The sequence below is a fragment of the Streptomyces sp. NBC_01508 genome (assembly GCF_045040315.1).
Classification (GTDB): Bacteria; Actinomycetota; Actinomycetes; order Streptomycetales; family Streptomycetaceae; genus Streptomyces.
Genome location: NZ_CP109419.1, coordinates 6535731 through 6562642 on the forward strand (window position 1 = coordinate 6535731; position 26912 = coordinate 6562642).

The window sequence follows — 26912 nt, forward strand, 5'->3', positions numbered from 1 at the left end:
CCCCGCGGCACCGGTCGGATCAGGCCGGGGCCGCGGGCGGGCCGGGCGGGTCAGCCGCCGCCCAGCTCCCCGTTGCGGAAGAGGTCCACGAAGATCTGGTGGTCCGCGCGGGCCCGTGCCCCGTAACTGTGGGCGAACTCCACCAGCAGTTCCGGGAAGCCCTCCTCGTCGGCCGCGATCGCCGCGTCGATGGCCCGCTCCGTGGAGAAGGGCACCAGCGAGTGGCCGCTCTCGTCGTCCGCCGCTCCGTGCATCGTGGCCGTCGCCCGGCCGAGGTCGGCGACGACGGCGGCGATCTCGGCCGGGTCGTCGAGATCCGACCAGTCGAGATCGACCGCGTACGGGGAGACCTCCGCGACCAGCTGGCCCGCGCCGTCCAGCTCGGTCCAGCCGAGCCACGGGTCGGCGTGCGCCTGGAGCGCGCGCTGCGAGATCACGGTGCGGTGGCCCTCGTGCTGGAAGTACCCGCGCACCTGCTCGTCGGTGATGTGCCGGGAGACGGCGGGGGTCTGTGCCTGCTTGAGGTAGATCACCACATCGTTCTCCAGGGCGTCGCTGTTGCCCTCCAGAAGGATGTTGTACGAGGGCAGGCCCGCCGAGCCGATACCGATGCCGCGCCGCCCCACCACGTCCTTCACCCGGTACGAGTCGGGGCGGGTCAGGCTGGATTCCGGCAGGGTCTCCAGATAGCCGTCGAAGGCCGCCAGGACCTTGTAGCGGGTGGCCGCGTCCAGCTCGATGGAGCCGCCGCCCGGCGCGAAGCGGCGCTCGAAGTCACGGATCTCGGTCATCGAGTCGAGCAGTGCGAAGCGGGTCAGGGAGCGGGCGTCGCGCAGCGCGTCGAGCAGCGGGCCGGTCGCCGTGTCCAGCGTGAACGGCGGCACCTCGTCGTTCTTCGCGCCCGTGGCCAGCGCGTGGATCCGCTCGCGGTAGGCGGCCGCGTAGGTCCGCACCAGGTCGCTGATCTGGTCGTCGCTGAGGGCCTTCGTGTAGCCGATCAGCGCCAGGGAGGCGGCCAGGCGCTTGAGGTCCCAGGTGAACGGTCCTACATAGGCCTCGTCGAAGTCGTTGACGTTGAAGATCAGCCTGCCGTTCGCGTCCATGTACGTGCCGAAGTTCTCGGCGTGCAGATCGCCGTGGATCCACACCCGGCCGGTGCGCTCGTCCAGATACGGGCCGCCGTGCCGCTCGCGCGCCAGGTCGCTGTAGAACAGGCACGCCGTGCCTCGGTAGAAGGCGAAGGCGGAGGCGGCCATCTTGCGGAATTTGACCTGGAAGGCCGCCGGATCTGCGGCGAGCAGCTCGCCGAAGGCGGTGCCGAACACGGCGAGGATCTCCTCCCCTCGCTGCTGGTCAGCGGCTTCGACCGGGCGCGGGACCGACATCGGTGGTGCCTCCTGGGGCATGACGAAAATGGGCGGACGGACCGACACGCCACCCGCCTCGGGCGACGGCGCCGTCAGTACTGGCAACGCACGAAGGTACCGGTGCGTGCCCGTCCGGCGCCGGTCGCCCCGGAGGTTCGCGCGGCCCGCTCCGGCCTCGCCCGCACGATGGCTGGACGTCGCTCGGATTGTCAGTGGGCGGTCGTAGACTTCGACGCTGTCCCCCCCCAGGGCAGCCCTCGCTCGTCCGCTCGTTTCGCTGGAGGCCTCAGCCGTGACCAAGCCGCCGTTCACGCACCTGCACGTCCACACTCAGTACTCGCTGCTGGACGGCGCGGCGCGGTTGGGGGACATGTTCAAGGCGTGCAATGAGATGGGGATGTCTCATATCGCGATGACGGACCACGGGAATCTCCATGGTGCGTACGACTTCTTCCATCAGGCGAAGAAGGCGAATGTGACGCCGATCATCGGTATCGAGGCGTATGTGGCGCCGGAGTCGCGGCGCAACAAGCGGAAGGTGCAGTGGGGGCAGCCGCATCAGAAGCGTGATGACGTCTCGGGTTCGGGTGGTTATACGCACAAGACGATCTGGGCGGCGAACAAGACGGGGTTGCACAATCTGTTCCGGTTGTCGTCGGACGCCTATGCGGAAGGGTGGCTGACGAAGTGGCCGCGGATGGACCGGGAGACGATCGCGAAGTGGTCGGAGGGTTTGATCGCGTCGACGGGGTGTCCGTCGGGTGAGTTGCAGACCAGGCTGCGGCTGGGGCAGTTCGACGAGGCGGTGCAGGCGGCTTCGGACTACCAGGACATTTTCGGTAAGGACCGGTATTTCCTGGAGTTGATGGATCACGGGATCGAGATCGAGCGCCGGGTGCGGGACGGGTTGCTGGAGGTGGGGAAGAAGCTGGGGATCCCGCCGCTGGTGACGAACGACTCGCATTACACGTATGCGAACGAGGCGACGGCGCACGACGCCCTTCTCTGTATTCAGACGGGTAAGAACCTGTCGGATCCGGACCGGTTCCGTTTCGACGGGACGGGTTATTACCTGAAGTCGACGGACGAGATGTACGCGGTCGATTCGTCGGACGCGTGGCAGGAGGGGTGCGCGAACACCCTTCTCGTGGCGCAGCAGATCGACACGGAGGGCTGGTTCCAGGAACGGAACCTGATGCCGAAGTTCGACATCCCCGACGGCTTCACCGAGATCACCTGGTTCCGCGAGGAGACCATGCGGGGGATGGCCAGGCGTTTCCCCAACGGCATCCCGGAGGACCGCCAGAAGCAGGTCGAGTACGAGATGGGCATCATCATCGAGATGGGGTTCCCGGGGTACTTCCTGGTTGTCGCGGACTTCATCATGTGGGCCAAGAACAACGGTATCGCCGTCGGCCCCGGCCGAGGTTCCGCGGCCGGTTCGATCGTCTCGTACGCGATGGGCATCACCGACCTCGACCCGATCGAACACGGCCTGATCTTCGAGCGGTTCCTCAACCCCGAGCGCATCTCCATGCCGGATGTCGACATCGACTTCGACGAGCGTCGGCGCGGTGAGGTCATCCGGTACGTGACGGAGAAGTACGGCGCCGACAAGGTCGCCATGATCGGGACGTACGGAAAGATCAAGGCGAAGAACGCCATCAAGGACTCGGCGCGTGTGCTGGGTTACCCGTACGCGATGGGTGACCGGCTCACGAAGGCGATGCCGGCGGACGTCCTCGGCAAGGGCATCGACCTCAACGGCATCACCGACCCCAAGCACCCGCGCTACAGCGAGGCGGGCGAGATCCGGGGGATGTACGAGAACGAGCCGGATGTGAAGAAGGTCATCGACACGGCAAAGGGTGTCGAGGGCCTGGTGCGGCAGATGGGTGTGCACGCGGCCGGCGTGATCATGTCCAGCGAGACGATCACCGATCATGTGCCGGTCTGGGTCAGGCACTCCGACGGCGTCACGATCACGCAGTGGGACTACCCGCAGTGCGAGTCGCTCGGCCTGCTGAAGATGGACTTCCTGGGTCTGCGAAATCTGACCATCATGGACGACGCCGTCAAGATGGTGAAGGCCAACAAGGGAATCGATCTCGACCTGCTGGGGCTTCCGCTGGACGACCCCACGACGTACGAACTGCTGTGCCGCGGTGACACGCTCGGCGTCTTCCAGTTCGACGGCGGCCCGATGCGCTCGCTGCTGCGGCTGATGAAGCCCGACAACTTCGAGGACATTTCCGCCGTCTCGGCCCTGTACCGGCCGGGCCCGATGGGCATGAACTCGCACACGAACTACGCGCTGCGCAAGAACGGGCAGCAGGAGATCACCCCGATCCACCCGGAGTTGGAGGAGCCTCTCAAGGAGGTTCTCGGTCTGACCCACGGCCTGATCGTGTATCAGGAGCAGGTGCAGAAGGCCGCGCAGATCATCGCCGGTTACTCACTGGGCGAGGCGGACATCCTCCGCCGCGTGATGGGCAAGAAGAAGGCCGACGAACTGGCGAAGAATTTCGTCCTGTTCCAGGCCGGTGCGAAGAAGAACAACTTCTCGGACGAGGCCATCAAGGCGCTGTGGGACGTGCTGGTCCCGTTCGCGGGATACGCGTTCAACAAGGCGCACTCCTCCGCGTACGGCCTCGTCACCTACTGGACGGCGTATCTCAAGGCGAATTACCCCGCCGAGTACATGGCGGCGCTGCTGACCTCGGTTAAGGACGACAAGGACAAGTCGGCGGTCTATCTCAACGAGTGCCGCAGGATGGGCATCAAGGTGCTGCCGCCGAATGTGAACGAGTCGGTGGCGAATTTCGCCGCGCAGGGTGACGACGTGATTCTGTTCGGGCTGACGGCGGTCCGCAACGTCGGTACGAACGTGGTGGATTCGATCATCCGGTCGCGCAAGGCGAAGGGGAAGTACGCGACGTTCCCCGACTTCCTCGACAAGGTCGAGGCGGTCGTCTGCAACAAGCGCACCGTCGAATCGCTCATCAAGGCGGGCGCCTTCGACGAGATGGGTCACACCCGCAAGGGTCTGGTGGCCCACCACGAGCCGATGATCGACAACGTGGTGCAGGTCAAACGAAAAGAGGCGGAGGGGCAGTTCGACCTCTTCGGCGGCATGGGCGACAGCGACGACGCCTCCTCCGAGCCGGGCTTCGGGCTCGACGTGGAATTCTCCGACATCGAGTGGGACAAGTCGTATCTGCTCGCGCAGGAGCGGGAGATGCTCGGCCTGTACGTCTCCGACCACCCGCTCTTCGGTATCGAGCACGTCCTGTCCGACAAGTCCGACGCGGCGATCTCGCAGCTCACCGGGGGAGAGCACGCCGACGGCGCGGTGGTCACGATCGGCGGCATCATCTCCGGCCTCCAGCGGAAGATGACCAAGCAGGGCAACGCGTGGGCGATCGCCACCGTGGAGGACCTGGCGGGCTCGATCGAGTGCATGTTCTTCCCCGCGACGTATCAGCTGGTCTCCACCCAACTGGTCGAGGACACCGTCGTGTTCGTCAAGGGCCGGCTCGACAAGCGCGAGGACATCCCGCGCCTCGTCGCGATGGAACTCCAGGTCCCCGACCTGTCGTCGGCCGGGACCAACGCGCCGGTCACCATCACCATCCCCACCGTGAAGCTCACCCCGCCCATGGTCAGTCGGCTCGGCGAGATCCTGAGCCACCACCGGGGCAACTCCGAGGTGCGGATCAAACTCCAGGGCGCGCGCAAGACCACCGTCCTGCGGCTCGACCGGCACCGGGTGCAGCCCGACCCGGCGCTCTTCGGCGACTTGAAGGTGCTGCTCGGGCCGTCCTGCCTGGCCGGATAGGCCCTGTCGGCGGGGATTCGCGCGTGTGAGATCCATGTGCGCGGCAGAGGGGCACGCCCGGTTTTCCGGGCGTGCCCCTCTCGCCATGTGCGGCCGGCCGCGTCAGTTGTGGCCGAAACGCTTCTGACGGCCCTTGTGAGGGCTCTCGGACGGCGTGACCTGCTGCTGTATCTGCTCGGCCTTGGCCTCCGTCGAGGAGGGCGAGGACTGCTCTGCACCGCGCTCGGGGGCCGAACGGTCCTGATGCTTGCCGCGGTCACGATTCTTGTTCTTGGCCATGGTGCTGCCTCCTGAAGGATGTTGGGGCCAGGGCCGCTGTCAGATTCACATATGCCGTTAACCGCCGCATTTTGGATCATTGCTGTGTGTAACGGATCATTGTTCTGGCGCCCGTAGGGGTAGTCGTGAGGCATACGCCACGCCGATGATCCAGTTCCGGCCGTTAAGCCTGTTGCGGTCGGGCAGACTCGAAGGAAACCCGGAGTAACTTCCGATCCCGACGTTCCCGAAAGAGGGTGGAACACGTGGACCGCTGCGTCGTCCTGGTGGACGCCGGATATCTGCTGGGCGCCGCCGCGAGCCTCCTCGCCGGAGAACCGGCCCGCTCACGCATCACCGTCGACCACGCCGCCCTCATCCAGGGTCTGCGCGAGCGCGCCGAGGCCGATACGGAGCAGCCGCTGCTGCGTATCTACTGGTTCGACGGTGCCCCCGACCGCGTACCGCAGCCCGAGCACCGACGGCTGCGCGTCATGTCACGTGTCACCGTCCGGCTCGGCGCGCTGACCCGCAGCGACGGGCGCTGGGCGCAGAAGGGCGTCGACGCGGCGATGCACGCCGAACTCACGGAGTTGGCCAGAAATCGCGCCTGTTCGGACGTCGTGCTGGTGACCGGTGACGGCGATCTGCTGCCCGGTCTGATGTCCGCCAAGGAACATGGCGTCGCCGTGCACCTGTGGGCCGTGCAGGCGGCGGACGGCGACTACAACCAGTCCGAGGATCTGGTGGCCGAGGCCGACGAGCGCCGGGTGCTCGACCGGACCTGGATCACCAAGGCCGTACGCGCCAAGGACTTCGGCGGCGTCTGCGCGCCGCCGCCCGTGCCCCGCCCCGAGATCGCGGCCATCCTCTCCGCGCCGCTGCCCGAGTCGGCGCTCGCCGCGTCCGCCGAGCGGGCGGCCGAGGCGCAGGCCACCTCCGCGCGCAACGGCACGGCACCGCCGGCGGAGCACGGGAACGGGCACGGGCACGGGCACGGGCCGGGTCAGGGGCACGAGCACGGCCCCGAGGCCGCGCATCCCGCGCCCCCCGGCGCCAAGGGTGTCCCCACCCCCAAGGATCTGGCCGCCCTGCGTGCGCACGGCCCGCACCCGGCGCCGCCCCCGCCGGCGAACGCGACGCTGCGCTGGTCGTCCGACCGGGGCTGGGTCGAGCGGCCGGGCGGCGGAGGTGGTGGAGGCGGCGGCCAGCTCGGGGAGTCGCCCGAGACCGCGTCGCTGCCCACGCTCGCGCAGCTCACCAGCGCCGAGCAGCGCTGGGCCGACCGCGAGGAGGACATCACGACGGTCGGCGGCGATCCCTTCGAGGTCGGCCAGGTGTTCGCCCGCCGCTGGATGGCGCGGCTGCCCGAGGTGGCCCATGTGCAGAAGCTGTCCACCATGTATCCGCGGATCCCGCACCGTATCGACGGCGAGGTACTGCGGTACGCGGCCCGCTTCGGGCTGCTGGCGCACAAGGACGACCAGATCGACGAGCACGACCGGTACGCGATCAGGGCGGGGTTCTGGCGCGAGATCGACGTGCGGGCGGCGGCGGACCACCCGGCCACGACGGAGTAACGGGATGGTGGGGCCGCGCGTCGCTGGTGCCGTCACAGGCCCCCGGAATGTTCCGGGTGGGCCGACCCCGTAGGCTCGCTCCTCGTGAGTACGGTGTGCGCGGTACGGGAGCTGGTCAAGACGTACCCCGCCACGCGCGGCAGGCGTGGGACCCCGGCGACACCCGAGGTGCGCGCCACCGACGGCATCTCCCTGGACGTGCGGCGCGGCGAGATCTTCGGCCTGCTCGGCCCCAACGGTGCGGGCAAGTCCACCCTCGTACGCCAGCTCACCGGACTCATGCGGCCCGACTCCGGCAGCGTCGACATCCTCGGACACGATCTGGTCCGGCACCCCGAGCGCGCCTCCCGGCTCATCGGCTATCTCGGCCAGGAGTCCACCGCACTCGACGAGTTGACCGTCGGACTCGCTGCCGAGACCACGGGCCGGCTGCGCGGGCTCAGCCTGGGCGAGGCGCGCGTCGAGCGGGACGCGGTGCTCGCCGAACTCGGGCTCACCGCACTCGCCGGCCGCCCGCTGAAGAAGCTCTCCGGCGGCCAGCGGCGGATGGCCTGCTTCGCGGCCACGCTGGTGGGGGAGCGGCCCGTACTCGTCCTGGACGAACCCACCACCGGCATGGACCCGGTCGCCAGGCGCGCCGTCTGGGCGGCGGTGGACCGGCGCCGGGCGGAGCGCGGCGCGACCGTGCTGCTCGTCACCCACAACGTCATCGAGGCCGAGACGGTCCTCGACCGGGTCGCCGTGCTGGACCGGGGCAAGGTCATCGCCTGCGACACCCCGTCCGGGCTCAAGGAACAGGTCGCCGGCGAGGTACGGCTGGAACTCGTCTGGCGCGAACGCGCCCCGCTCGACGTTCCCGAGGTCGCCGCGCTGCGCGGATCCGCGCAGGAGTCGGGCCGCCGCTGGGTGCTGCGGCTCGCCCCCGACGAGGCGCGGGCCGCCGTCGCCGCGGTGACGGGCGGTGCGGCGTTCGCCGCGCTGGACGACTTCACACTGGCCACGCCGAGCCTGGAGGACGTCTACCTGGCGCTCGGTGGCCAGGTGCCGGGGCTGGTGAAGGCATGACGGCGGGCGGCGCGGGCGGACGGGTGGACAGGCGGCTGGGCGTGCGCGCGTGCGGGAGCGTGGACGTGCTGGTGCGCGTGCGCGTGCGGGTGGCGGACTTCGGGTCTTTTACGGCTCCGAGGGTCGGCCCGGTCGCCACCGGGGGGCGCGCCGTTGTGCCCGCCGGTGTTGGCGGCGGCGCTGTCACGGCCGGCCCCGTTGTCGTGCTCGCGGGGGTGCCCGCCGGGGCGGTCTGCGTCGCCGGTCCCGTGCTCGCCGTTGTTCCGGACGGAGTTGGCGTTGCCGCCCGTGCCGTCGTCCGCGCTCGCACCGTACCCGCCCGGAACTGGCCTGCCCGTAGTGGGCGTTCGGTGCGTTCGGGGCGTATGGCACGCTGGTTGCGGTCGGCGCCGTATCCGGTGTGCCGCGACCGCGTCCGCCCGTCCGCACCGAACAGGAGCAGCGCCAGGTGAGCATCGTGCCCGCGGAGGCCGTCGCCGGGAAGAGCCGGACCGTCCCGGACGCCCGTGCCGCAGTGGACGGAACCGACGGGGCGCCGGCCGCGCTGGCACCGCGGGCGCGGCTGCTGCCCTCGCTCGCCGCCGTGTACCGCGCGCAGTTGTCGCGGGCCCGCGTCGCCCGGATCCCGTTGCTCTTCGTCGCGACCTTCCAGTCCGTCGGGATCATGATCCTGATGCGCGGTGTCGTCGACGGCGGCGCCGAGGCGCGCGCCGTGGTGGCCGGGTCGAGCGTGCTCGTCGTGGCCTTCGTCGCGCTCAATCTGCTCGCCCAGTACTTCGGTCAGCTCCGGGCGACCGGCGGGCTGGACCACTACGCGACGCTGCCGGTGCCACCGGCCGCCGTGGTGCTGGGCGCGGCCGGGGCGTACGCCTCGTTCACCGTGCCGGGCACCGCCGTGACCGCAGTGACCGGCAGTCTGCTCTTCGATCTGCCGCTCACCCATCTGTGGGTGCTGGTCGCCGTCATCCCGCTGTCCGGCGCGGCGCTCGCCGGTCTCGGCGCGGCGCTGGGGCTGCTCGCGCCCCGTCAGGAGCTGGCCACGCTGCTCGGGCAGCTCGGCATGTCCGCCGCGTTGCTGCTGGGTGTGCTGCCCGCCGACCGGCTGCCGGGGCCGATCGCGTACGCCCGCGATCTGCTGCCGTCCACGTACGGCGTGGAGGCCCTGGCCCGCAGTTTCGACCGGCATCCCGACTGGCCGACCGTCGCGCTCGACCTGGCGGTCTGCGCGGCTGTCGGCGTCGTCTCGCTGGCGGTGGCGACGTGGGCGTACCGGCGGGCGGCAGTGCGATGAGGCACGGCCCGGCCATGCCTGGCACGATGGCGGGGTGACAGCACCCCTGACGCCGCCCCACCAGCCATCGAACGACGATCCCTGGCAGAAGCCGCAGGACGCGGGGTCGTCCTTGGCGCACTTCGCCGAGGCGGAGGACGGGACCGACACGAAGACCGAGGTGAGGCAGGCCGCCGCCGTGACGGTCGCCGTGGGTCTCTCCGGCGTCCTGCTCGGGCTGCTGTGGTTCTGGCTGGCGCCCCGGGTGCCGCTGTTCGTCACTGAGTCGGCCGTCATCCTGAAGGACACGGAGGGCGAGGAGGCGATCGGCGCGGACAGCACGTTCGTGCTGCTGGCTGTGGGGTTCGGCCTGGTCAGCGCCGCCCTGGTGTTCTGGTTCCGCCGGCGCGGCGGCATCCCGCTGGTCATTGGGCTGGCGCTGGGCGGACTGCTCGCGTCGGGGCTGGCCTGGCTGGTCGGGCGGGAGCTGAGCCCGGCCGACGTGGTGACGCAGGCGCGGGCGGCGGGGGTGGGCGCGACGTTCGACGCGCCGCTGGAACTGAACGCGTGGGGCGCGCTGTTGGCGTGGCCGGTGGCGGCGATGCTCGTACATCTGGCGCTGACGGCGCTGTTCGGGCCGCGTGATCCGGAGCCGGAGTGGGTGCCGTTCGGGGCGCCGTACCTTCCTGGCGGGCCGCAGGACGAGCCGAAGGCAGGACCGCAGGACGCGCCGCGGGACGAACCGAGGGACGAGCCGGGCGCCGGACGCTGACCGGTGTCAGACCCGCGCGATCGGGGCCAGTGTCGCCGACGTCAGTGAGGTCAGGTCCGACGGGGACAGTTCCACCTCCAGGCCGCGGCGGCCCGCCGAGACACAGACCGTCGGATGGGCCCGCGCCGAGGAGTCGACCACCGTACGGAGCCGCTTGCGCTGGCCCAGGGGCGAGATGCCGCCCCGCACGTAGCCCGTGGTGCGCTCCGCCGCCGCCGGGTCCGCCATCGTCGCCCGCTTGCCGCCCACCGCGGCGGCCAGCGCCTTCAGGTCCAGTGAGCCGGAGACCGGGACGACCGCCACGGTCAGTTCGCCGTCGACGTCGGCGACCAGGGTCTTGAACACCCGCTCCGCCGACACCCCCAGCGCCGCCGCGGCCTCCTCGCCGTACGAGGGGGCCGCCGGGTCGTGCTCGTACGCGTGCAGGGTGAACTCGGCCCGCGCGGCCGTCAGCGCGACCGTGGCCGGGGTGCCGCCCGCGGCCTTCTTCGGCTGCTTCTTCGCCAAGGGACGTGTTCCTCGCGTGGGTCGACGAACGGGACGGGGGTCAGTTCGGGCTCGTGGGTTCCTGGGTGAGCTGTACGGCCGGCAGCGACGGCAGATGCCGGATCACCGCCGTCTCGGCCCGCAGGAGCTTCAGCTCCTCCCGCAGCCGGGTCACGGTGTCCGGTGCCTGGAGCAGCCGCTGTTTCGCCGGGATGTCCAGCACGGTCGCCGCGGCCACCAGGTACGAGACCACGGAGGGTTCGTCGGGCAGGTCGCCGCCGGTCGACAGCGACCGCTCCCGCGCGCCCGCGAGGCGTTTCTGGTAGCTGCGGAAGGCCCGCAGGACGCCTTCGGCGAGTGCTCCCGCGCCTTCGCCGGAGTCCTCCGCGATGTCCTCGACCTCGGCGGTCAGAAAGGCCCCGCCGGTGTTGACGGAGAGCAGCCGGACCCGGCTGGTACCGGTGGCCAGTACCTCGAAGCTGCCGTCCGGGCGTTCGCGGATGGTGGTCGCGTCGGCGACGCAGCCCACCTGGTGGAAGGCCTTGAGCGGCTCGGGGCCGAAGCCCTCGGCGGGGCCGCGCTCCGGTACGGCGGTGGGGTCGGGCAGACCGGCGGCGGTCGGCGCGACCTCGTGCCCGTCGCGGATGGCGACCACGACGAAGCGTCGCGGTTCGGACTCGTCGGTCTTGAGCAGGTCGCGCATCATGGCGCGATACCGCTCCTCGAAGATGTTCAGGGGCATGACGAGGCCCGGGAACAACACCGCGTTCAGCGGGAACAGAGGGAGATGTGCGGTGGTCACAACGCTCAAGCGTAATGGCCGCGCGGACGCCCTCGGTCTGTCCGGTTCCACAAGGGCATGGTGGAGGCCACCTGGAGGCGTACGCCGTCACGCGTCTCCAGGAACCGGCCCAGCGGATCGTCGGTCAGCGACGTCCACGGAAATGACGTCGCGTACGGGCCGATCAGCCGGAACTGTTCCAGCGCCTCGTCCCATCGGTGCCGTACGACCAGCACGTACGCCAGCAGGTTCCGTACCTCCGCCGGCCAGGGGTCGCCCGCCGCGTACACGCGGGAGAGCGTGATCGCCTGCTCGCAGGCCGCGTCGATCCGGTCCGTCGCCATGGACGCGAGGTCGCCGTCCAGCAGCCGGCTGAAGGCGGCCCGCATCGGCAGCGCCTTCACGAGTGATCCCGGCAGCGCGTCCTCGGCGGCCTGTTCGGCGAAGTCGAAGCACTCCTGGTGTGAGCCGTGCCACTGGGCGGAGAGGTACTTCAGGGCCGCGACATGGCAGCCGTAGTGGTGCGAGGAGCGGCGCACCGCCTCGCCCCACAGCGACTCGAAGGCGTCGTGGCCCGCGTGGGTGCCGCGTGCGTGGTCCAGGGCTATCCGCCACGGCACCGGGTCGCGCGGGTCGCCCTCGGCCGCCGTGGCGATCAGCGGGCCCAGTTCGCCGAGCAGTTCGGCGCGGGCCGGGGACTCCCAGGCCCTGCGTACTTCCAGCTCGGCCCTGACGACCAGCGCGTCCGGGTCGTCCGGGGAAGCGGCCAGCCAGTGGCCGAGCCATTCGTCGCGGTGGTGGGCGAAGGCGGCGAGCCGCATCACGTAGCGGTCGCGGTTCTCCCATTCGGCTGATTCACGCGTGGTCGCCAGCAGCTTCGCCGTGTCTTCGTACGCGCCGAGCGCGGCGGAGACGAGCGCCGGGGCGAGCCGGTCGTCGGGGGCGTCGAGCAGTACCGCATCGTCCGGTGGAAGCCCGTCGGCGAGCCGCGGGGTGTGCCGGACCATGCGCGCGGTGCTGATCAGTGCGCGAATCAATGACATGGTGCGGACCATTGAAAACCGCAGGTCGCAGGGGCGCCATAGGGCATATGTGAAGCTTCTGTGGTGGGCGAAAGGTTGTCTCCCGGTAGGTCAAGGGACGGTAAAGAAAGCGGGTCGGGCGCGCTGTCAGCCGCGACGCAGGAGGCGTGAGGCACCTGCCGCGACCGTGGTGGCGAGTATCCAGCCGAGCAGGACCATCGCGGCCGACAGCCACTGCCAGCCACCCTCCGGCCGCCAGTGCCCGTCCTGGCCGAGATTGATCACCGGCACCAGCAGATCCAGCACATACAGGGACGGATTCCACGCAGGGTGCTCCTCGCCCTTGAGCGGCTCCGGGGCATGCCGCGCGAAGGCGAACGTGCCCGCCGCCCACAGCATGGCCATCCACAGCGCGGCCCGGCCCGGCCGGTAGCCGTACGCCACCGTCCAGTCCTGGATGTAGCCCCACGTCTTGGCCGCCAGCGGCAGCGTCTCGCGCCGTCTGCGCTGCTTGGCCAGCAGCACCTCGCGGGCGTCCGCGTCCTCGCCGCTGTTGCGCATCACCTGCGCGAGGCGTTCGTACGGCTCCGGCGAGTACTCCGGCGTCGCCGATTCCAGCCACTCCAGCCGCCGGTTGAGCGGGAAATGGCCGGACGGCACCACGACCTCGTAGACGAAGCCGCCCATGGCCAGACCGCCGGGGCCCGGCCAGCTCGTGGACAGATCCATCAGCGTGGTGATCTTCGCCCCGTTCAGCACGATCCGGCCCTCCAGGGGCCGCTCGCACTGGAAGCGCAGCTCCGTCGCCGTGATCCGGCGCAGCGACACCTCCTCGCCCGCCGCCATCAGGAAGCGGGCCTGGTAGAGGTCGATCGTGTCGCCGAACCGCCCGTCGTCCAGCCGGACCCCGCCGTAGCACTCGAAGCGCCGGATCTCGGTGCCCGCAGGCAGCGTCGCGGTGCTGCCCGTGTAGACCGTGCCGTACGGAGGTGTGGAGTTGGCGTTGCCCGTCGCGATGCTCACGACGGCGCCCGTCAGGTACAGCGAGCGCTCCACCGTCAGCTGCGGCGCGTTGAGCGCGCGGCGCTCGCCCGCCGCGCGCAGCCGGCTGCCGCGCAGCATCAGCGAGCCCCCGACCTTCGAGCCGCGCAGGCTGAACTCGCCGTGTGTGTCGATCTGTTCGGCCTGGAGATCCTGCCCCACCGACATCCCATCGGCGGCTATCGACCGGCTGTTGCTGTCGGGCCGCACCGATATCTGGCTGATCAGCAGGTCCGTGCCGATCTGCGCGTCGGTCAGCCGGATCCCGCGGGCGACCTGGCAGCGCGGCAGATGCAGATCGCCCTCGGTGCGCAGCCGCGCGGCCTCCAGGCGTGGGATCACGCAGCCCACCAGTCGCAGGGTGGTGAAGTGGCACTCCGGCAGCACCACCTCGCGCTCGAAGCGGCAGTAGGTCAGCTCCACGTACGGATCGACCTTGCCGCCCGCGAGATCCAGCGACCCGCTCACGTACGCCCCGCGCAGTTTGAGGGCGGCGACCCGCCCCGGTCGCGCGGCGGGGCCGCTGAGCAGCAGCAGGGCGATCACCCGGGCGCGCACGCTGCGGTGCTCGCCCCAGGGGCCGGCCGCAGCCGGATCGTTGAGCAGCGGACTCGGCACGCTCAGGTCGTAGGTGCTGCCGTTCCGGAAGGCCTGCCACATGCCGAGTTCTGTGGCCGAGAGCCAGTCCGGGGCTTCGTCGTCCTGTGGCTCGGACACCGCCGCGCCTCGCTTCCCCGTTCGCCGTGCCTGTCGCTGTGCGTCGTCGTCGTGCGTCTGTCCCCGTGTGACTCCCGGGCAGCCGTCGCCGGGCGGGGCTGCTGTTGTGGGGTCGTACGAATGTTCTTCCCTCTGAGTGACCGACTGAACGCCAATCGTCAACATTAGTAGCCGTGAGTGACATTCAGGGCTCATATCAGCCAGTGATACGGGCGACCGGCGGCCGGATGGGGTCTGCGAGAATTGACCGTGTGATCTCACGAATCGACCTGCGCGGCGACGCCCTCCCCGAGGGCGGCGCGCTGCGCGGCCTGCTGCCCCGTGCCGACTTCGACGTGACGGCCGCCCTCGCGAAGGTACGGCCCATCTGCGAGGACGTACGCCATCGCGGCACGGCGGCGCTGATCGAGTACGCGCGCACGTTCGACGGCGTGACGCTCGACCGGGTACGGGTCCCCGCCGAAGCCCTCGCCCAGGCCCTGGAGGCGCTGGATCCCGCCGTACGGGCCGCGCTGGAGGAGTCGGCCCGGCGGGCCCGTACCGTCCACCGCGCCCAGCGGCGCGCGGAGCACACCACCCAGGTGGTGCCCGGCGGCAAGGTGACCGAGAAGTGGGTGCCGGTCGGCCGCGTGGGGCTGTACGCGCCCGGTGGACGCGCCGTGTACCCGTCCTCCGTGATCATGAACGTGGTGCCGGCACAGGAAGCGGGCGTCGGCTCGATCGCGCTCGCCTCACCTCCCCAGAAGGAGTTCGGCGGCCTGCCGCACCCGACGATCCTCGCCGCCTGCGCGCTGCTGGGTGTCGACGAGGTGTACGCGGTCGGCGGCGCCCAGGCCGTCGCGATGTTCGCGTACGGCACGTCCGGGCCCGACGGCTGCCCGCCCGCCGACATGGTCACCGGCCCCGGCAACATCTGGGTCACCGCCGCCAAGCGCTACTTCGCCGGCCGTATCGGCATCGACACCGAGGCCGGCCCGACCGAGATCGCCGTCCTCGCCGACGCCACCGCCGATCCGGTGCACGTCGCCGCCGACCTGATCAGCCAGGCCGAGCACGACCCGCTCGCCGCCGCCGTCCTGGTCACCGACTCCGTCGAACTGGCCGACGCGGTCGAGCGGGAACTGGTGCCGCAGACCGCCGCCACCAAGCACGTCGAGGACCGTGTCGCGCCCGCCCTGGCGGGCAAGCAGTCCGCGATCGTGCTGGTCGACGGCGTCGAGGAGGGCCTGCGGGTCGTCGACGCGTACGGCGCCGAGCACCTGGAGATCCAGACCGCCGACGCCGCAGCCGTCGCCGCCCGGGTCCGCAACGCGGGCGCGATCTTCGTCGGTCCCTACGCGCCGGTCTCGCTCGGCGACTACTGCGCCGGCTCCAACCACGTCCTGCCGACCGGTGGTTGCGCCTGTCACTCCTCCGGGCTGTCCGTCCAGTCCTTCCTGCGCGGCATCCACATCGTGGACTACACGCGCGACGCGCTCGCCGACGTCGCCCACCACGTCGTCACGCTCGCCGAGGCCGAGGATCTGCCCGCACACGGCGCCGCCGTCAAGGCGCGTTTCGGCTGGAATCTGCCGCAGGCGCGGCGGACGGGCGGGGAGGGCGCGTGACCGGCATCGACGACCTGCCCGTACGCGCCGAGCTGCGCGGCAAGTCCCCCTACGGGGCGCCCCAGTTGGACGTCCCCGTCACCCTCAACACCAACGAGAACCCGTACCCGCTGCCCGAACCGCTCGTCGAGCGGATCGCCGAGCGGGTCCGGGAGGCCGCCCGCGGCCTCAACCGCTACCCCGACCGGGACGCGGTCGAGCTGCGCACCGAACTGGCCGCCTATCTGCGCCGCACCGCCGGGGACCTCCCGCTGACCGCCGCCCACGTATGGGCCGCCAACGGCTCCAACGAGGTCATCCAGCAACTGCTCCAGACCTTCGGCGGCCCCGGCCGTACCGCGATCGGCTTCGAGCCCTCGTACTCGATGCACCACCTGATCGCCCGAGGCACCGGCACCGGCTGGATCTCCGGACCCCGCCACGAGGACTTCACCATCGACGTGGCCGCCGCCGAGCGGGCCGTCACCGAGCACCGCCCCCACGTCATCTTCATCACCACCCCCAACAACCCCACCGGCAACGCCGTCGACGCCGCGACCGTCCTGCGGCTCCACGACGCGGCGCAGGCCGCCCGCCCGTCGCTGGTCGTCGTGGACGAGGCGTACGTCGAGTTCAGCCACCACCCCTCGCTGCTGCCGCTGCTCGCCGGGCGGCCGAACCTCGTCGTGTCCCGCACGATGTCCAAGGCCTTCGGCGCCGCCGGACTGCGGCTCGGCTATCTCGCCGCCGACCCGGCCGTGGTCGACGCCGTGCAACTGGTGCGCCTGCCGTACCACCTGTCCGCCGTCACCCAGGCCACCGCGCTGGCCGCCCTGGAACACACCGATACGCTGCTCGGGTATGTCGAACAGCTCAAGACCGAGCGGGACCGGCTGGTCACCGAACTGCGGGCGATGGGCTTCGACGTCACCGACTCGGACGCCAACTTCGTCCAGTTCGGCCGCTTCGACGACGCGCACGAGGCCTGGCTGACGATCCTCGACCAGGGCGTGCTGGTACGCGACAACGGAGTGCCGGGCCGGCTGCGGGTCACGGCGGGCACCCCGTCCGAGAACGACGCGTTCCTCGACGCGGTACGTAAATTGACGAAGGAGCAGAGCGCATGAGCCGTATCGGCCGCGTGGCACGAACGACCAAGGAGACCTCGGTCGTTGTCGAACTCGACCTCGACGGCACGGGCAAGGTGGAGGTGTCGACGGGCGTCGGCTTCTACGACCACATGCTCGACCAGCTCGGCAGGCACGGCCTGTTCGACCTCACGGTCAAGACCGAGGGCGACCTGCACATCGACTCGCACCACACCATCGAGGACACCGCCCTCGCCCTCGGCGCCGCCTTCAAGCAGGCGCTCGGCGACAAGGTCGGCATCTACCGCTTCGGCAACTGCACCGTCCCGCTGGACGAATCCCTCGCGCAGGTCACCGTGGACCTGTCCGGCCGCCCCTACCTGGTGCACACCGAGCCCGCGAACATGGCGCCGATGATCGGCGAATACGACACGACGATGACCCGGCACATCCTGGAGTCGTTCGTCGCCCAGGCCCAGGTCGCGCTGCACGTACACGTCCCGTACGGGCGCAACGCCCACCACATCGTGGAGTGCCAGTTCAAGGCCCTCGCCCGCGCCCTGCGGTACGCGAGCGAGCACGACCCGCGCGCCGCCGGCATCCTCCCGTCCACGAAGGGCGCGCTGTAGTGCCATGACGGGCCTCAACACCTCCACGAAGGGCGCGCCGTAACCCCATGACCGGTCTCAACACCATCCTCATCGTCCTCGGCCTGTTCCTGGCCGGCGGCGTCTACTCCTTCGCGAAGCAGAAGCAGCCCACGGGCGTCATCGTCCTGCTCGGCATCTGCTCCGCGCTCTGCCTCGTCGCCGGCATCCTCCGCATCCAAGGACTCTGGGAATGACCAAGAACGTCGTCGTCCTCGACTACGGCTTCGGCAACGTCCGTTCGGCGGAACGCGCCGCGGCCCGCGCCGGGGCGGAGGTCGAGATCACCCGCGACTTCGACCGGGCCATGAACGCGGACGGGCTGATCGTGCCCGGCGTCGGCGCCTTCTCCGCCTGCATGGAAGGGCTCCGCGCGGCGCGCGGCGACTGGATCGTCGGCCGCAGGCTGGCGGGCGGACGCCCCGTACTCGGCATCTGCGTCGGCATGCAGATCCTCTTCGAGCGCGGCATCGAGCACGGCGTGGAGACCGAAGGGCTCGACGAATGGCCGGGCACCGTCGGCCCGCTCAGCGCGCCGACCGTCCCCCACATGGGATGGAACACCGTCGAAGCGCCCGCGGACAGTGTGCTCTTCGCCGGGCTCGACGCCGCCGAGCGCTACTACTTCGTGCACTCGTACGCCGTCCACGACTGGTCCCTCGAAGTCACCAACCCCAAGATCCGCGCCCCGAAGGTCACCTGGTCCCGGCACGGCGAGCCGTTCGTGGCCGCCGTGGAGAACGGTGCACTGTGGGCCACGCAGTTCCACCCCGAGAAGTCCGGCGACGCCGGAGCCCAGCTGCTGTCCAACTGGATCGGAACCTTCTGATGTCCCCCGCACCCACCTCGTCCTCCGTACGGAGGCTCGAACTCCTGCCCGCCGTCGACGTGCGCGACGGCCAGGCCGTGCGGCTCGTCCACGGCGAGTCGGGCTCCGAGACCTCGTACGGCTCACCGCTTCAAGCCGCGCTCGCCTGGCAGCGAGCGGGCGCCGAGTGGCTCCATCTCGTGGACCTCGACGCGGCGTTCGGCACCGGTGACAACCGGGACCTCGTCGCCGGGATCACCGACGCCATGGACATCAAGGTCGAACTGTCCGGCGGTATCCGCGACGACGCCTCCCTCGCCGCCGCGCTCGCCACCGGCTGCACCCGGGTCAACCTCGGTACGGCGGCGCTGGAGACGCCCGAGTGGGCGGCCAAGGCCATCGCCGAGTACGGCGACAGGATCGCGATCGGCCTCGACGTACGCGGTACGACGCTGCGCGGGCGCGGCTGGACCAGCGAAGGCGGCGACCTCTGGGAGACGCTGGCGAGGCTCGACGCGGAGGGCTGCGCCCGGTACGTCGTCACCGACATCGCCAAGGACGGCACCCTCCAGGGGCCCAACCTGGAGCTGCTGAAGAGCGTGTGCGCGGCCACCGACCGGCCGGTCGTCGCCTCCGGCGGCGTCTCCTCGCTCGCCGACCTGACCGCCATCGCCTCACTGGTGCCGGCGGGCGTCGAGGGCGCGATCATCGGAAAGGCGCTGTACGCGAAGGCATTCACCCTGGAAGAGGCGCTCGCGGAGGTGTCCCGATGAGCGAGAACCCTGCCGACACGAGCACGGGCACGAGCACGGGCACGGGCACGGGCACGGGCACGAGCACGAGCGCGAGCACGGGCACGAGCGCGAGCGACGGCGTACGACGGATCTCCTCGGGCGGCCCCTGGGAGGACGCCTTCGGCTACTCCCGCGCCGTCCAACTGCCGAACGGTCTCGTCCTCGTCGCCGGCTGCACCTCGGTGGTCGACGGGCGGATCGCCGAAGGCGGACCGTACGAACAGGCCGTCACCGCCTTCGGCGTGGGCATCAAGGCGCTGGGCGACCTCGGTCTCGGCGCGGAGCACGTGGTGCGCACCCGGATGTATCTGACGCACGCCGGGGACGCGGACGACGTCGGGCGCGCCCACAAGGAGCTGTTCGGCGCCGTACGGCCGGCCGCCTCGATGATCGTCGTCGCCGGTTTCATCGATCCGAGCCTGGTCGTCGAAGTCGAACTCGAAGCCTTCCGCACGCCCTCCGGAGCCCCCGGAGGCCCGGCATGACCCTCGCTGTCCGAGTCATCCCCTGCCTGGACGTGGACAACGGCCGGGTCGTCAAGGGCGTCAACTTCCAGAACCTGCGCGACGCCGGCGACCCCGTCGAGATGGCCAGGCTGTACGACGCCGAGGGCGCCGACGAGTTGACCTTCCTCGACATCACCGCCTCGTCGGGGAACCGCGAGACGACGTACGACGTGGTGCGCCGCACCGCCGAGCAGGTCTTCATCCCGCTCACGGTCGGCGGCGGCGTCCGTACCCCCGAGGACGTCGACAAACTGCTGCGGGCGGGCGCCGACAAGGTCGGCGTCAACACCGCCGCCATCGAACGCCCCGACCTCATCCGGGAGATCGCCGAGCGTTTCGGCCGCCAGGTGCTCGTCCTGTCGGTCGACGCGCGGCGTACGCCGGAGGGCACCTTCGAGGTCACCACGCACGGCGGGCGCCGGGGCACCGGCATCGACGCCGTGGAGTGGGCGCACCGCGCGGCCGAACTGGGCGCCGGCGAGATCCTGCTCAACTCGATGGACGCGGACGGCACGAAGGACGGGTACGACACGGAGATGATCGCGGCCGTACGCGCGCACGTCACCGTGCCCGTCATCGCCTCGGGCGGCGCCGGCCGCCTCGCGGACTTCCCGCCGGCCGTCGACGCCCGCGCGGACGCCGTACTCGCCGCTTCCGTCTTCCACTTCGGCGATCTGCGGATCTCCCAGGTCAAGAAGGCGCTGCGGGAGGCCGGCCACCCGGTGCGCTGAGACGACCCGGTGCGCCGAGCATCCGCGTACGCGTGGCCGACTACGTCCGCTGCCCCGGAACGGCCTGTTCCGGGGCAGTTCGCCGTCAACACGGGTGAACTCGCCGCTGCGCGAGGGGAGTTCGGGGCGGGAAGGTGACGTCTGTCAGCCGCTGCCGGACCGGCTCGACCCGGCCGACCGCGATCTCCTGATCGGCAACCGGCTGCGCCGCTTCGAGCAGTTGACCGGCCGCTCGCTGACGCGCCCCTCCGGCGTGGTGGAGATCTCCCTCGCGCCGGCGGCCGGCCGGCTGCTCGACATCTGGCCGGATCTGGCCTCATCCGACCTCATCCGACCCCATCCGGCCGCCCTGGCTCCGACCCCGAGCCCTGACGTCCCCAGATTCGCAGGATTTATTGCACAACTAATGTTGCGCAATTTTTCTTTTGTATCTACGGTGGTGGGTATGGCAGCCAAGGACCCCCGCAGAGTCGACGACCTGGACACCCTCAAGGCGTTCGGTCACCCCCTGCGGATGAAGCTCTACCGCGCGCTCTACATCTCCCGTACGGCCACCGCCTCCCAGCTCGCCGAGCAGGTGGACGAGGCCGTCTCGCTCGTCAGCTACCACCTGCGCAAGCTCGCCGACCACGGGCTGATCGAGGAGGCGCCGCAGCAGGGCCAGGACGGCCGTGAGCGCTGGTGGCGGACCGCGTCCGAAGGGCTGACCTTCCGGGACGAGGACTTCCGTGACGCACCCGAGAAGGTCGCCACGCACGCCGCCATCGGCCGGATGTCGTTCGAGCAGCGCGGGGAGCTGTACCGCGCCTACCTGGACAGCCAGATGGCGTGGGCGCCTCAGTGGCGCAGCGCCGCCTTCAGCAGCGAGTTCCTCGGTCCGTTCACGCCCGAGGAGCTGGCCGTGCTGAGCAAGGAGATGCACGAGCTGATCAAGCGGCACACGGACGCCGCGCGGGACGCGCAGGACGTCGGCGACACCGAGGGGCGCGAGAACGTCGCGCTGCACCTCTACGGATTCCCGTTCCGGCAGCAGTGATCCCGGCCCGCCTCGCCCCGCCCCACCCGCCGAAAGGAGCCACCGCCATGCACACCGACGTACACCTGCGGCTGCACGACCTGCGCGCCGCCGAACTCCGTACGGAAGCGGCCCGTTTCCGCCTGGCGCGCGCCGGGGCGCGACCCCCCGGCGGGCTGCGCGGCCGACTGGGCTGGTTCCTGGTCGGCCTGGGGCTGCGCCTCGTGCACCGCCCGCCGGTCCGCACCGCCCGTATCGCCTGACGGAAGGTCCGCGCCACTCATGAGCGAGACAGCCACACCCGGGTCCACCGAATCCGTGCCCGTTTCGCCGGCGCCCGAGCGGCCCGCCCACCGCGACGCGAACGTCCTGCGCTGGATCGCCGCCTACACCATGTCGATGGTCGGCGACAGTGTGTACTTCATGGCGCTGGCCTGGTCCGCCGCCCGCTCCGGCAGCCCCACCCAGGCCGGTGTCGTCCTGGCCGTGGGCGCCGTGCCACGGGCCGTCCTGATGCTCGGCGGGGGAGTACTCGCCGACCGGTGGGGCCCGCGCCGCGTCGTCATCGGCAGCGACGCGGCGCGCTGTCTGGTGATCCTCGGCATCGCCGCGACCCTGCTCCTCACCGCCCCCGGCCTCTGGCCGCTGATCGCCGTGGCCCTGGTCTTCGGCGCCCTGGACGCCCTGTTCCTGCCCGCCGTCGGCGCCCTGCCGCCGCGGATCACCACCCACGGCCAGCTTGCCCGGGTGCAGGGCCTGCGCGGCCTGGGGGCGCGCGTGGCCAACGTGACCGGGGGGCCGCTCGGCGGGCTGCTCGTCGCGTTCGGCGGGCCCGCGGCGGCGTTCGCCGTGGCGGGCGCGCTCTTCGCCGTCTCGCTGGTGCTGCTCATCGCCGTACGGATGACACCCCTGCCCGCCCACACCGGCACCGGTACCGATGACGCAGCCGTAGGAGCCGGCCCGTGGCGCGAACTCACCGACGGCCTGCGCTACATCCGCCGCCACCGCGTCCTGGGCCCGCTGATGCTCGTCATCGCGCTCTGCGAGCTGGGCTTCGTCGGCCCGCTCAACCTCGGCCTCGTCCTGCTCGCCCAGGAACGGGGCTGGGGCGCCGGCGGCATGGGCTGGATCGTCGGCGCCTTCGGCACCGGCGCCGGAGCCGCCTCCCTGCTGCTGGCGGTACGCGCACGCCTCCCGCGCGCCGGCCTCGTCCTGTGCCTCTCCGTCGTCGCCGGCGCCCTCGCCATCGGCGCCGTCGCCTTCGTGCCCACCGTCGCCCTCGCGGCCGTGGCGGGCCTCTGCGTCGGGCTGCTGGCCGGTCTGGGCGGCGGGCTCTGCGGGGCACTGACCCAGACGGTCACCGAGCCGGGATACCTCGGCCGGGTGACATCCGTGGCCACCCTCTTCACGCTCGGCATCGCGCCGCTGAGCTATCCGGTGACCGGCGCCGCGGTCGGGCTCTGGGGCACCGGCCCGGTCTTCGCCGTCAGCGCGGCGGTCTGCGCGGCGGGCGGCGCGCTGGGCCTGGCCTTCACCGCCCTGCGCCGCGCGGAACTGCCCGACGGCTGACGCGGACGGCGGGGCGGACCCGCATGCCGGGCTTCGCTCCGGACCTACATCCCGAGCTTCGCCGTGCTCAGCCTCTCGACAGCTTCCTTGTCGCCCTCCACGTCCACCCGGGCCGCGTCCTGCCGGCCGAAGACGTAGAGCAGCAGCTCGCTCGGCTCCCCGGTCACGGTCACCACGGGCGAGCCCCGGTGCGCCACCGCCGTCTGGCCGTCCGGACGGCGCAGCACCAGACCGACCGGCGACTTGCGGCCCATCATCCGGGCGCCCTTCTCCAGCCGCGCCCACAGGGCGTTGGAGAAGACCTTGTCCAGTTCGCGGGGCGTCCAGTCGGGCTGTGCCCGCCGTACGTCCTCGGCGTGGACGTAGTACTCGACGGTGTTCGCCGCCTCGTCGAGCTGCTTGATCCCGAAGGGCGACATCCGGGGCGGTCCGGTACGGATGAGCTGGATCAGCTCCTCGTACGGCTTCGCCACGTACTCGCCCCGCACCCGCTCCAGCCGGTTCCTGAGCGGGCCGATCAGCTGCCCGCCCGCCGCGTCCGGGCGGCGCTCGCGCACCACCACGTGCGCCGCGAGATCCCGGGTGTTCCAGCCCTCGCACAGGGTGGGGGCGTCGGGGCCCGCCGACTCCAACAGGTCGGCGAGCAGAAGTCGTTCACGCTTCGCATGGGTCGACATGCTGTCAAGCGTACGACTGCCGCGTGCGGTCCGCCCAGTGGACGTCCCGCACAGTGGACGTCCCGTCCGTAGGACGGGGCAAGCGCGGCACAATGGCCGTATGACCAGCGCGACCGAGGGCCCAGGCCCCACCAGTGGCCTCGACCCCGCCATCGCCGCCCGGCTCAAGCGCGGCGCCGACGGGCTGATCCCGGCCGTCGCCCAGCAGTACGACACCGGCGAGGTGCTGATGCTGGGCTGGATGGACGACGAGGCCCTGCACCGCACCCTCACCACCGGACGCGGCACCTACTGGTCCCGCAGCCGCCGCGAGTACTGGGTCAAGGGCGACACCTCCGGCCACGTCCAGCACGTCAGGTCCGTCGCGCTCGACTGCGACGCCGACACGATCCTCCTCAAGGTCGACCAGGTGGGCGCCGCCTGCCACACCGGCGACCGGACCTGCTTCGACGCCGACGTCATCCTGCCGCCGGCAGCCACCGGCCCCGTGGCCCACTAGGCTCCGCTGCCATGGATCTCGACACCTTCCGCAAGCTGGCGGTCGACCGCCGTGTCATCCCGGTCGGCCGCAGGCTCCTCGCGGACGGCGACACCCCGGTCGGTCTCTACCGCAAGCTCGCCGCCGAACGCCCGGGGACCTTCCTCCTCGAATCCGCCGAGAACGGCCGCTCCTGGTCGCGCTACTCCTTCATCGGCGTACGGTCCGCCGCCACCCTCACCGAGCGGGACGGGCGGACCCACTGGCTCGGCACCCCGCCCGTCGGCGTCCCCGTCGACGGGGACCCGCTGGCCGCCCTGCGCGCCACCGTGGAAACCCTGCACACACCGCACACCCTCCACGACCACGACGGCGACCTGCCGCCCTTCACCGGCGGCATGGTCGGCTACCTCGGCTTCGACGTCGTCCGCCGCCTGGAGAAGAAGATCGGCGACCACGCACGCGACGATCTGCGCCTGCCCGAGCTGACGATGCTGCTCACCTCCGACCTCGCCGTCCTGGACCACCGCTCCGGCACCGTCCTGCTCATCGCCAACGCCATCAACCACAACGACCTCGACACCGGCGTCGACGAGGCGTACGCGGACGCCGTCGGCCGGCTCGACGCCATGGAGCGGGACCTGGCCCGCCCCGTGGACAGTCCGCCCACCGCGCTGCCGCCGTCCGAGCTGCCGCCGTACACCGCCCTGTGGGGCGGCGTGGCCTACCAGGAGGCCGTCGAGGACATCAAGGAGCGCATCAGGGCGGGCGAGGCCTTCCAGGTCGTGCCCTCGCAGCGGTTCGAGACCCCTTGCGAGGCGAGCGCGCTCGACGTCTACCGGGTGCTGCGGGCCACCAACCCGAGCCCGTACATGTACCTCTTCCGCTTCGACGGCTTCGACGTCGTCGGCTCCAGCCCCGAGGCGCTGGTCAAGGTCGAGGACGGGCACGCGATGGTCCACCCCATCGCCGGCACCCGCCCGCGCGGCGCGACCCCGCAGGACGACCAGGCCCTCGCCGACGAACTGCTCGCCGACCCCAAGGAGCGCGCCGAGCACCTGATGCTGGTCGACCTCGGCCGCAACGACCTGGGACGGGTCTGCGAACCCGGCAGCGTCGAGGTGGTCGACTTCATGTCCGTCGAGCGCTACTCGCACGTCATGCACATCGTCTCGACCGTCACCGGCCGGGTGGCCGAAGGCCGTACCGCCTTCGACGTCCTGACCGCCTGCTTCCCCGCCGGCACGCTCTCCGGCGCCCCGAAGCCGCGCGCCCTTCAGATCATCGACGAGCTGGAGCCCTCACGGCGCGGTCTGTACGGAGGCTGCGTCGGCTACCTCGACTTTGCCGGCGACTCCGACACCGCCATCGCCATCCGTACGGCCCTGCTCCGGGACGGCACCGCGTACGTCCAGGCGGGCGCGGGCGTCGTCGCCGACTCGGACCCCGTCGCGGAGGACATGGAGTGCCGCAACAAGGCCGCCGCGGTGCTGCGCGCGGTGCACACCGCGAACCGGCTGGGAGGTCCGCCGGGAGGCCCGTCGAAGGCGGGGCAGGGCCGGTAGGGGATAGTGGGCCGGGTGACTGCCGTACCCATTCCCCAGCCCCGCGCCGAGACCGCGGCCGACGCCACGAGACGGCGGGCCGGCCGAAGTCTCGGCGTCGCACTCCTCGTCGGGGCGGCGGGCTCCGCCGTGGCGCTGATCGCCTCCGGCCAGACCTGGGCCGAGGGCAGCGCCGCCGTGGCGGGCACCGGCGTGTCGCTCGACGCCGGAGGCCGTGACGTCACCGGCGTCCCCGCCGCGCTCGCCGTCGTCGCCCTCGCCGCCCTCGTCGCCGTCTTCGCCGTCCGTACGGCCGGCCGGCTGCTGGTGTCCGCGCTGCTCGCCCTCAGCGGCGTGGGCGCGACCGTCGCCGCGCTCGTCGGCGCGAACGACAGCGCGGCGCTCGGCGAGCAGGCCGCGCGCACGACCGGTGACACCGCCGCGACCGTCGCCGCCGTCACCCACACCGCCTGGCCGTACGTGACGGCGGCCGGCGGCGTACTGATCCTGCTCGCCGGGCTGCTGGCCCTGCGATACGGATCACACTGGCCCACTATGTCCGGCCGCTACGAGCGCGACGGCACCCCGCGCCCCGCCCGCGTCCGCAAGCCGGCCACGAGGCCCGCCACGGCCGCGGGACCCGCCACCGACCCCGACCGGCCCGAGGACATCTGGAAGGCCCTGGACCGGGGCGAGGACCCGACGGGCTGATCCGACGGGTCGGCCGTGTCACCGCACTCCCGACCCCAGGACAGGGAACGCCGACGGGTGCGGGACAATGAACCGTGAGCGTTCGACTCACCCCGCGCTCGCGCGATCAGCGCAGCACATCAGCAACGAGGAGCTAATTCATGGCGGGCAGCAGCCACGGACACACCCCGGCCGGCTGGACCGGTGTCACCATCTCCATCATCGGCTTCTGCGTCGCAGGCGTCTTCATGGTGGCGGCCGATCCCCTCGGGTTCGTCGGGGGCCTGGCGGTCATCGCCCTCGGCGGCATCGTCGGCCTTGCCATGAAGGCCGCGGGCCTCGGCTCGGTCAAGGAGTCCGACGCGGCGAAGCAGGCCCGGGGAGCCGCCGCGCAGGCGTCCGTGGACCGCCTGGAGCGCGAGGCCGCCGAGCGTCGCCAGAACCGCCTCACCGGTCGGCCGCACGCCGCCCAGGCGCAGCCCGAGCCGGCGCGGCAGACGGCGTAACACCGCCGCCACGCAGGGGCCGCCGTCGCGTCGGCGGCGGCGCTTGGACGTCATCCGGACAGCGACACGAGGCGCA

At 71.3% G+C, this 26912-nt stretch carries 26 protein-coding genes and 1 pseudogene; 20 read left to right on the forward strand and 7 right to left on the reverse strand.

Annotated features, from left to right (window positions below; genetic code table 11):
• Window positions 1–50: 50 nt before the first annotated feature.
• Window positions 51–1385 carry a DUF2252 domain-containing protein gene (locus tag OG700_RS30225; protein ID WP_405619073.1) on the reverse strand — a complete coding sequence of 445 codons (1335 nt, stop codon included), beginning with the start codon at window positions 1383–1385 and terminating at the stop codon, window positions 51–53.
• A 274-nt stretch (window positions 1386–1659) separates the two neighbouring features.
• Between OG700_RS30225 and dnaE the strand changes: the two genes are divergently transcribed.
• Window positions 1660–5205, forward strand: a complete 3546-nt coding sequence (gene dnaE, locus OG700_RS30230; protein WP_405619075.1) for a DNA polymerase III subunit alpha — start codon at window positions 1660–1662, stop codon at window positions 5203–5205.
• 102 nt (window positions 5206–5307) lie between these two features.
• Here dnaE and OG700_RS30235 read toward each other — a convergent pair whose 3' ends face one another.
• Window positions 5308–5484: a hypothetical protein gene (locus OG700_RS30235; RefSeq protein WP_405619077.1), complete on the reverse strand. Its 177-nt coding sequence runs from the start codon at window positions 5482–5484 to the stop codon at window positions 5308–5310.
• Window positions 5485–5720: 236 nt separating this feature from the next.
• Between OG700_RS30235 and OG700_RS30240 the strand changes: the two genes are divergently transcribed.
• From OG700_RS30240 to OG700_RS30255, 4 genes are all read left to right on the forward strand, one after another.
• Complete coding sequence (locus OG700_RS30240) at window positions 5721–7043, forward strand: NYN domain-containing protein (RefSeq protein WP_405619079.1); 1323 nt, start codon at window positions 5721–5723, stop codon at window positions 7041–7043.
• 93 nt (window positions 7044–7136) lie between these two features.
• Complete coding sequence (locus OG700_RS30245) at window positions 7137–8108, forward strand: ABC transporter ATP-binding protein (RefSeq protein WP_405622079.1); 972 nt, start codon at window positions 7137–7139, stop codon at window positions 8106–8108.
• A 448-nt stretch (window positions 8109–8556) separates the two neighbouring features.
• Window positions 8557–9399 carry an ABC transporter permease gene (locus OG700_RS30250; protein ID WP_405619081.1) on the forward strand — a complete coding sequence of 281 codons (843 nt, stop codon included), beginning with the start codon at window positions 8557–8559 and terminating at the stop codon, window positions 9397–9399.
• Between the two features lie 34 nt (window positions 9400–9433).
• Window positions 9434–10150, forward strand: coding sequence for an ABC transporter permease (locus tag OG700_RS30255; protein ID WP_405619083.1), 717 nt, complete (start codon window positions 9434–9436; stop codon window positions 10148–10150).
• A gap of 6 nt (window positions 10151–10156) precedes the next feature.
• On the opposite strand, the gene ybaK is transcribed toward OG700_RS30255, so the two are convergent.
• From ybaK to OG700_RS30275, 4 genes are all read right to left on the reverse strand, one after another.
• The gene (ybaK, locus tag OG700_RS30260) at window positions 10157–10657 is read right to left on the reverse strand and encodes a Cys-tRNA(Pro) deacylase (RefSeq protein WP_405619085.1); all 501 of its coding nucleotides are present in this window, start codon (window positions 10655–10657) and stop codon (window positions 10157–10159) included.
• A gap of 40 nt (window positions 10658–10697) precedes the next feature.
• On the reverse strand, window positions 10698–11438 hold the full coding sequence (locus tag OG700_RS30265) for an LON peptidase substrate-binding domain-containing protein (protein ID WP_405619087.1): 741 nt from the start codon (window positions 11436–11438) through the stop codon (window positions 10698–10700).
• A 5-nt stretch (window positions 11439–11443) separates the two neighbouring features.
• The gene (locus tag OG700_RS30270) at window positions 11444–12472 is read right to left on the reverse strand and encodes a hypothetical protein (protein WP_405619089.1); all 1029 of its coding nucleotides are present in this window, start codon (window positions 12470–12472) and stop codon (window positions 11444–11446) included.
• 114 nt (window positions 12473–12586) lie between these two features.
• Window positions 12587–14197: an oxidoreductase gene (locus tag OG700_RS30275; protein ID WP_405619091.1), complete on the reverse strand. Its 1611-nt coding sequence runs from the start codon at window positions 14195–14197 to the stop codon at window positions 12587–12589.
• Between the two features lie 251 nt (window positions 14198–14448).
• Here OG700_RS30275 and hisD point away from each other — a divergent pair, with 251 nt between their 5' ends.
• The 11 genes from hisD (at window position 14449) to OG700_RS30330 (ending at window position 22941) form a co-directional block, all read left to right on the forward strand.
• Complete coding sequence (gene hisD / locus OG700_RS30280) at window positions 14449–15804, forward strand: histidinol dehydrogenase (protein ID WP_405619093.1); 1356 nt, start codon at window positions 14449–14451, stop codon at window positions 15802–15804.
• Complete coding sequence (locus OG700_RS30285) at window positions 15801–16910, forward strand: histidinol-phosphate transaminase (protein ID WP_405619095.1); 1110 nt, start codon at window positions 15801–15803, stop codon at window positions 16908–16910. The genes hisD and OG700_RS30285 overlap by 4 nt, the downstream gene beginning before the upstream one ends.
• Complete coding sequence (gene hisB, locus OG700_RS30290) at window positions 16907–17500, forward strand: imidazoleglycerol-phosphate dehydratase HisB (RefSeq protein ID WP_405619097.1); 594 nt, start codon at window positions 16907–16909, stop codon at window positions 17498–17500. Before OG700_RS30285 ends, hisB begins: the two co-directional genes overlap by 4 nt.
• A 47-nt stretch (window positions 17501–17547) precedes the next feature.
• On the forward strand, window positions 17548–17715 hold the full coding sequence (locus OG700_RS30295; RefSeq protein WP_023542407.1) for a hypothetical protein: 168 nt from the start codon (window positions 17548–17550) through the stop codon (window positions 17713–17715).
• Entirely contained in the window at window positions 17712–18347 is a 636-nt protein-coding gene (gene hisH / locus OG700_RS30300; RefSeq protein WP_405619099.1) for an imidazole glycerol phosphate synthase subunit HisH, read from the forward strand. The genes OG700_RS30295 and hisH overlap by 4 nt, the downstream gene beginning before the upstream one ends.
• Complete coding sequence (gene priA, locus OG700_RS30305) at window positions 18347–19099, forward strand: bifunctional 1-(5-phosphoribosyl)-5-((5-phosphoribosylamino)methylideneamino)imidazole-4-carboxamide isomerase/phosphoribosylanthranilate isomerase PriA (protein WP_405619101.1); 753 nt, start codon at window positions 18347–18349, stop codon at window positions 19097–19099. The genes hisH and priA overlap by 1 nt, the downstream gene beginning before the upstream one ends.
• Window positions 19096–19605: a RidA family protein gene (locus OG700_RS30310; RefSeq protein ID WP_405619103.1), complete on the forward strand. Its 510-nt coding sequence runs from the start codon at window positions 19096–19098 to the stop codon at window positions 19603–19605. The genes priA and OG700_RS30310 overlap by 4 nt, the downstream gene beginning before the upstream one ends.
• Complete coding sequence (gene hisF, locus OG700_RS30315; protein ID WP_405619105.1) at window positions 19602–20357, forward strand: imidazole glycerol phosphate synthase subunit HisF; 756 nt, start codon at window positions 19602–19604, stop codon at window positions 20355–20357. Before OG700_RS30310 ends, hisF begins: the two co-directional genes overlap by 4 nt.
• Before the next feature lie 445 nt (window positions 20358–20802).
• Window positions 20803–21393 carry an ArsR/SmtB family transcription factor gene (locus tag OG700_RS30320; protein WP_405622081.1) on the forward strand — a complete coding sequence of 197 codons (591 nt, stop codon included), beginning with the start codon at window positions 20803–20805 and terminating at the stop codon, window positions 21391–21393.
• A gap of 47 nt (window positions 21394–21440) precedes the next feature.
• Window positions 21441–21635: a hypothetical protein gene (locus OG700_RS30325; RefSeq protein WP_405619107.1), complete on the forward strand. Its 195-nt coding sequence runs from the start codon at window positions 21441–21443 to the stop codon at window positions 21633–21635.
• A gap of 19 nt (window positions 21636–21654) precedes the next feature.
• The gene (locus OG700_RS30330; RefSeq protein ID WP_405619109.1) at window positions 21655–22941 is read left to right on the forward strand and encodes an MFS transporter; all 1287 of its coding nucleotides are present in this window, start codon (window positions 21655–21657) and stop codon (window positions 22939–22941) included.
• 44 nt (window positions 22942–22985) lie between these two features.
• Here OG700_RS30330 and OG700_RS30335 read toward each other — a convergent pair whose 3' ends face one another.
• Window positions 22986–23618: a TIGR03085 family metal-binding protein gene (locus OG700_RS30335; protein ID WP_405619111.1), complete on the reverse strand. Its 633-nt coding sequence runs from the start codon at window positions 23616–23618 to the stop codon at window positions 22986–22988.
• 100 nt (window positions 23619–23718) lie between these two features.
• On the opposite strand from OG700_RS30335, the gene hisI reads away from it, so the two are divergent.
• The 4 genes and pseudogenes from hisI to OG700_RS30355 form a co-directional block, all read left to right on the forward strand.
• Window positions 23719–24117 carry a phosphoribosyl-AMP cyclohydrolase gene (hisI, locus tag OG700_RS30340; protein WP_405619113.1) on the forward strand — a complete coding sequence of 133 codons (399 nt, stop codon included), beginning with the start codon at window positions 23719–23721 and terminating at the stop codon, window positions 24115–24117.
• Window positions 24118–24128: 11 nt separating this feature from the next.
• Window positions 24129–25661, forward strand: a complete 1533-nt coding sequence (locus tag OG700_RS30345) for an anthranilate synthase component I (protein WP_405619115.1) — start codon at window positions 24129–24131, stop codon at window positions 25659–25661.
• A gap of 6 nt (window positions 25662–25667) precedes the next feature.
• Window positions 25668–26351: a TIGR02234 family membrane protein gene (locus OG700_RS30350; RefSeq protein WP_405619117.1), complete on the forward strand. Its 684-nt coding sequence runs from the start codon at window positions 25668–25670 to the stop codon at window positions 26349–26351.
• A gap of 140 nt (window positions 26352–26491) precedes the next feature.
• Window positions 26492–26728: pseudogene (locus OG700_RS30355) on the forward strand (HGxxPAAW family protein); the annotation flags it as partial.
• Window positions 26729–26912 lie beyond the last annotated feature (184 nt).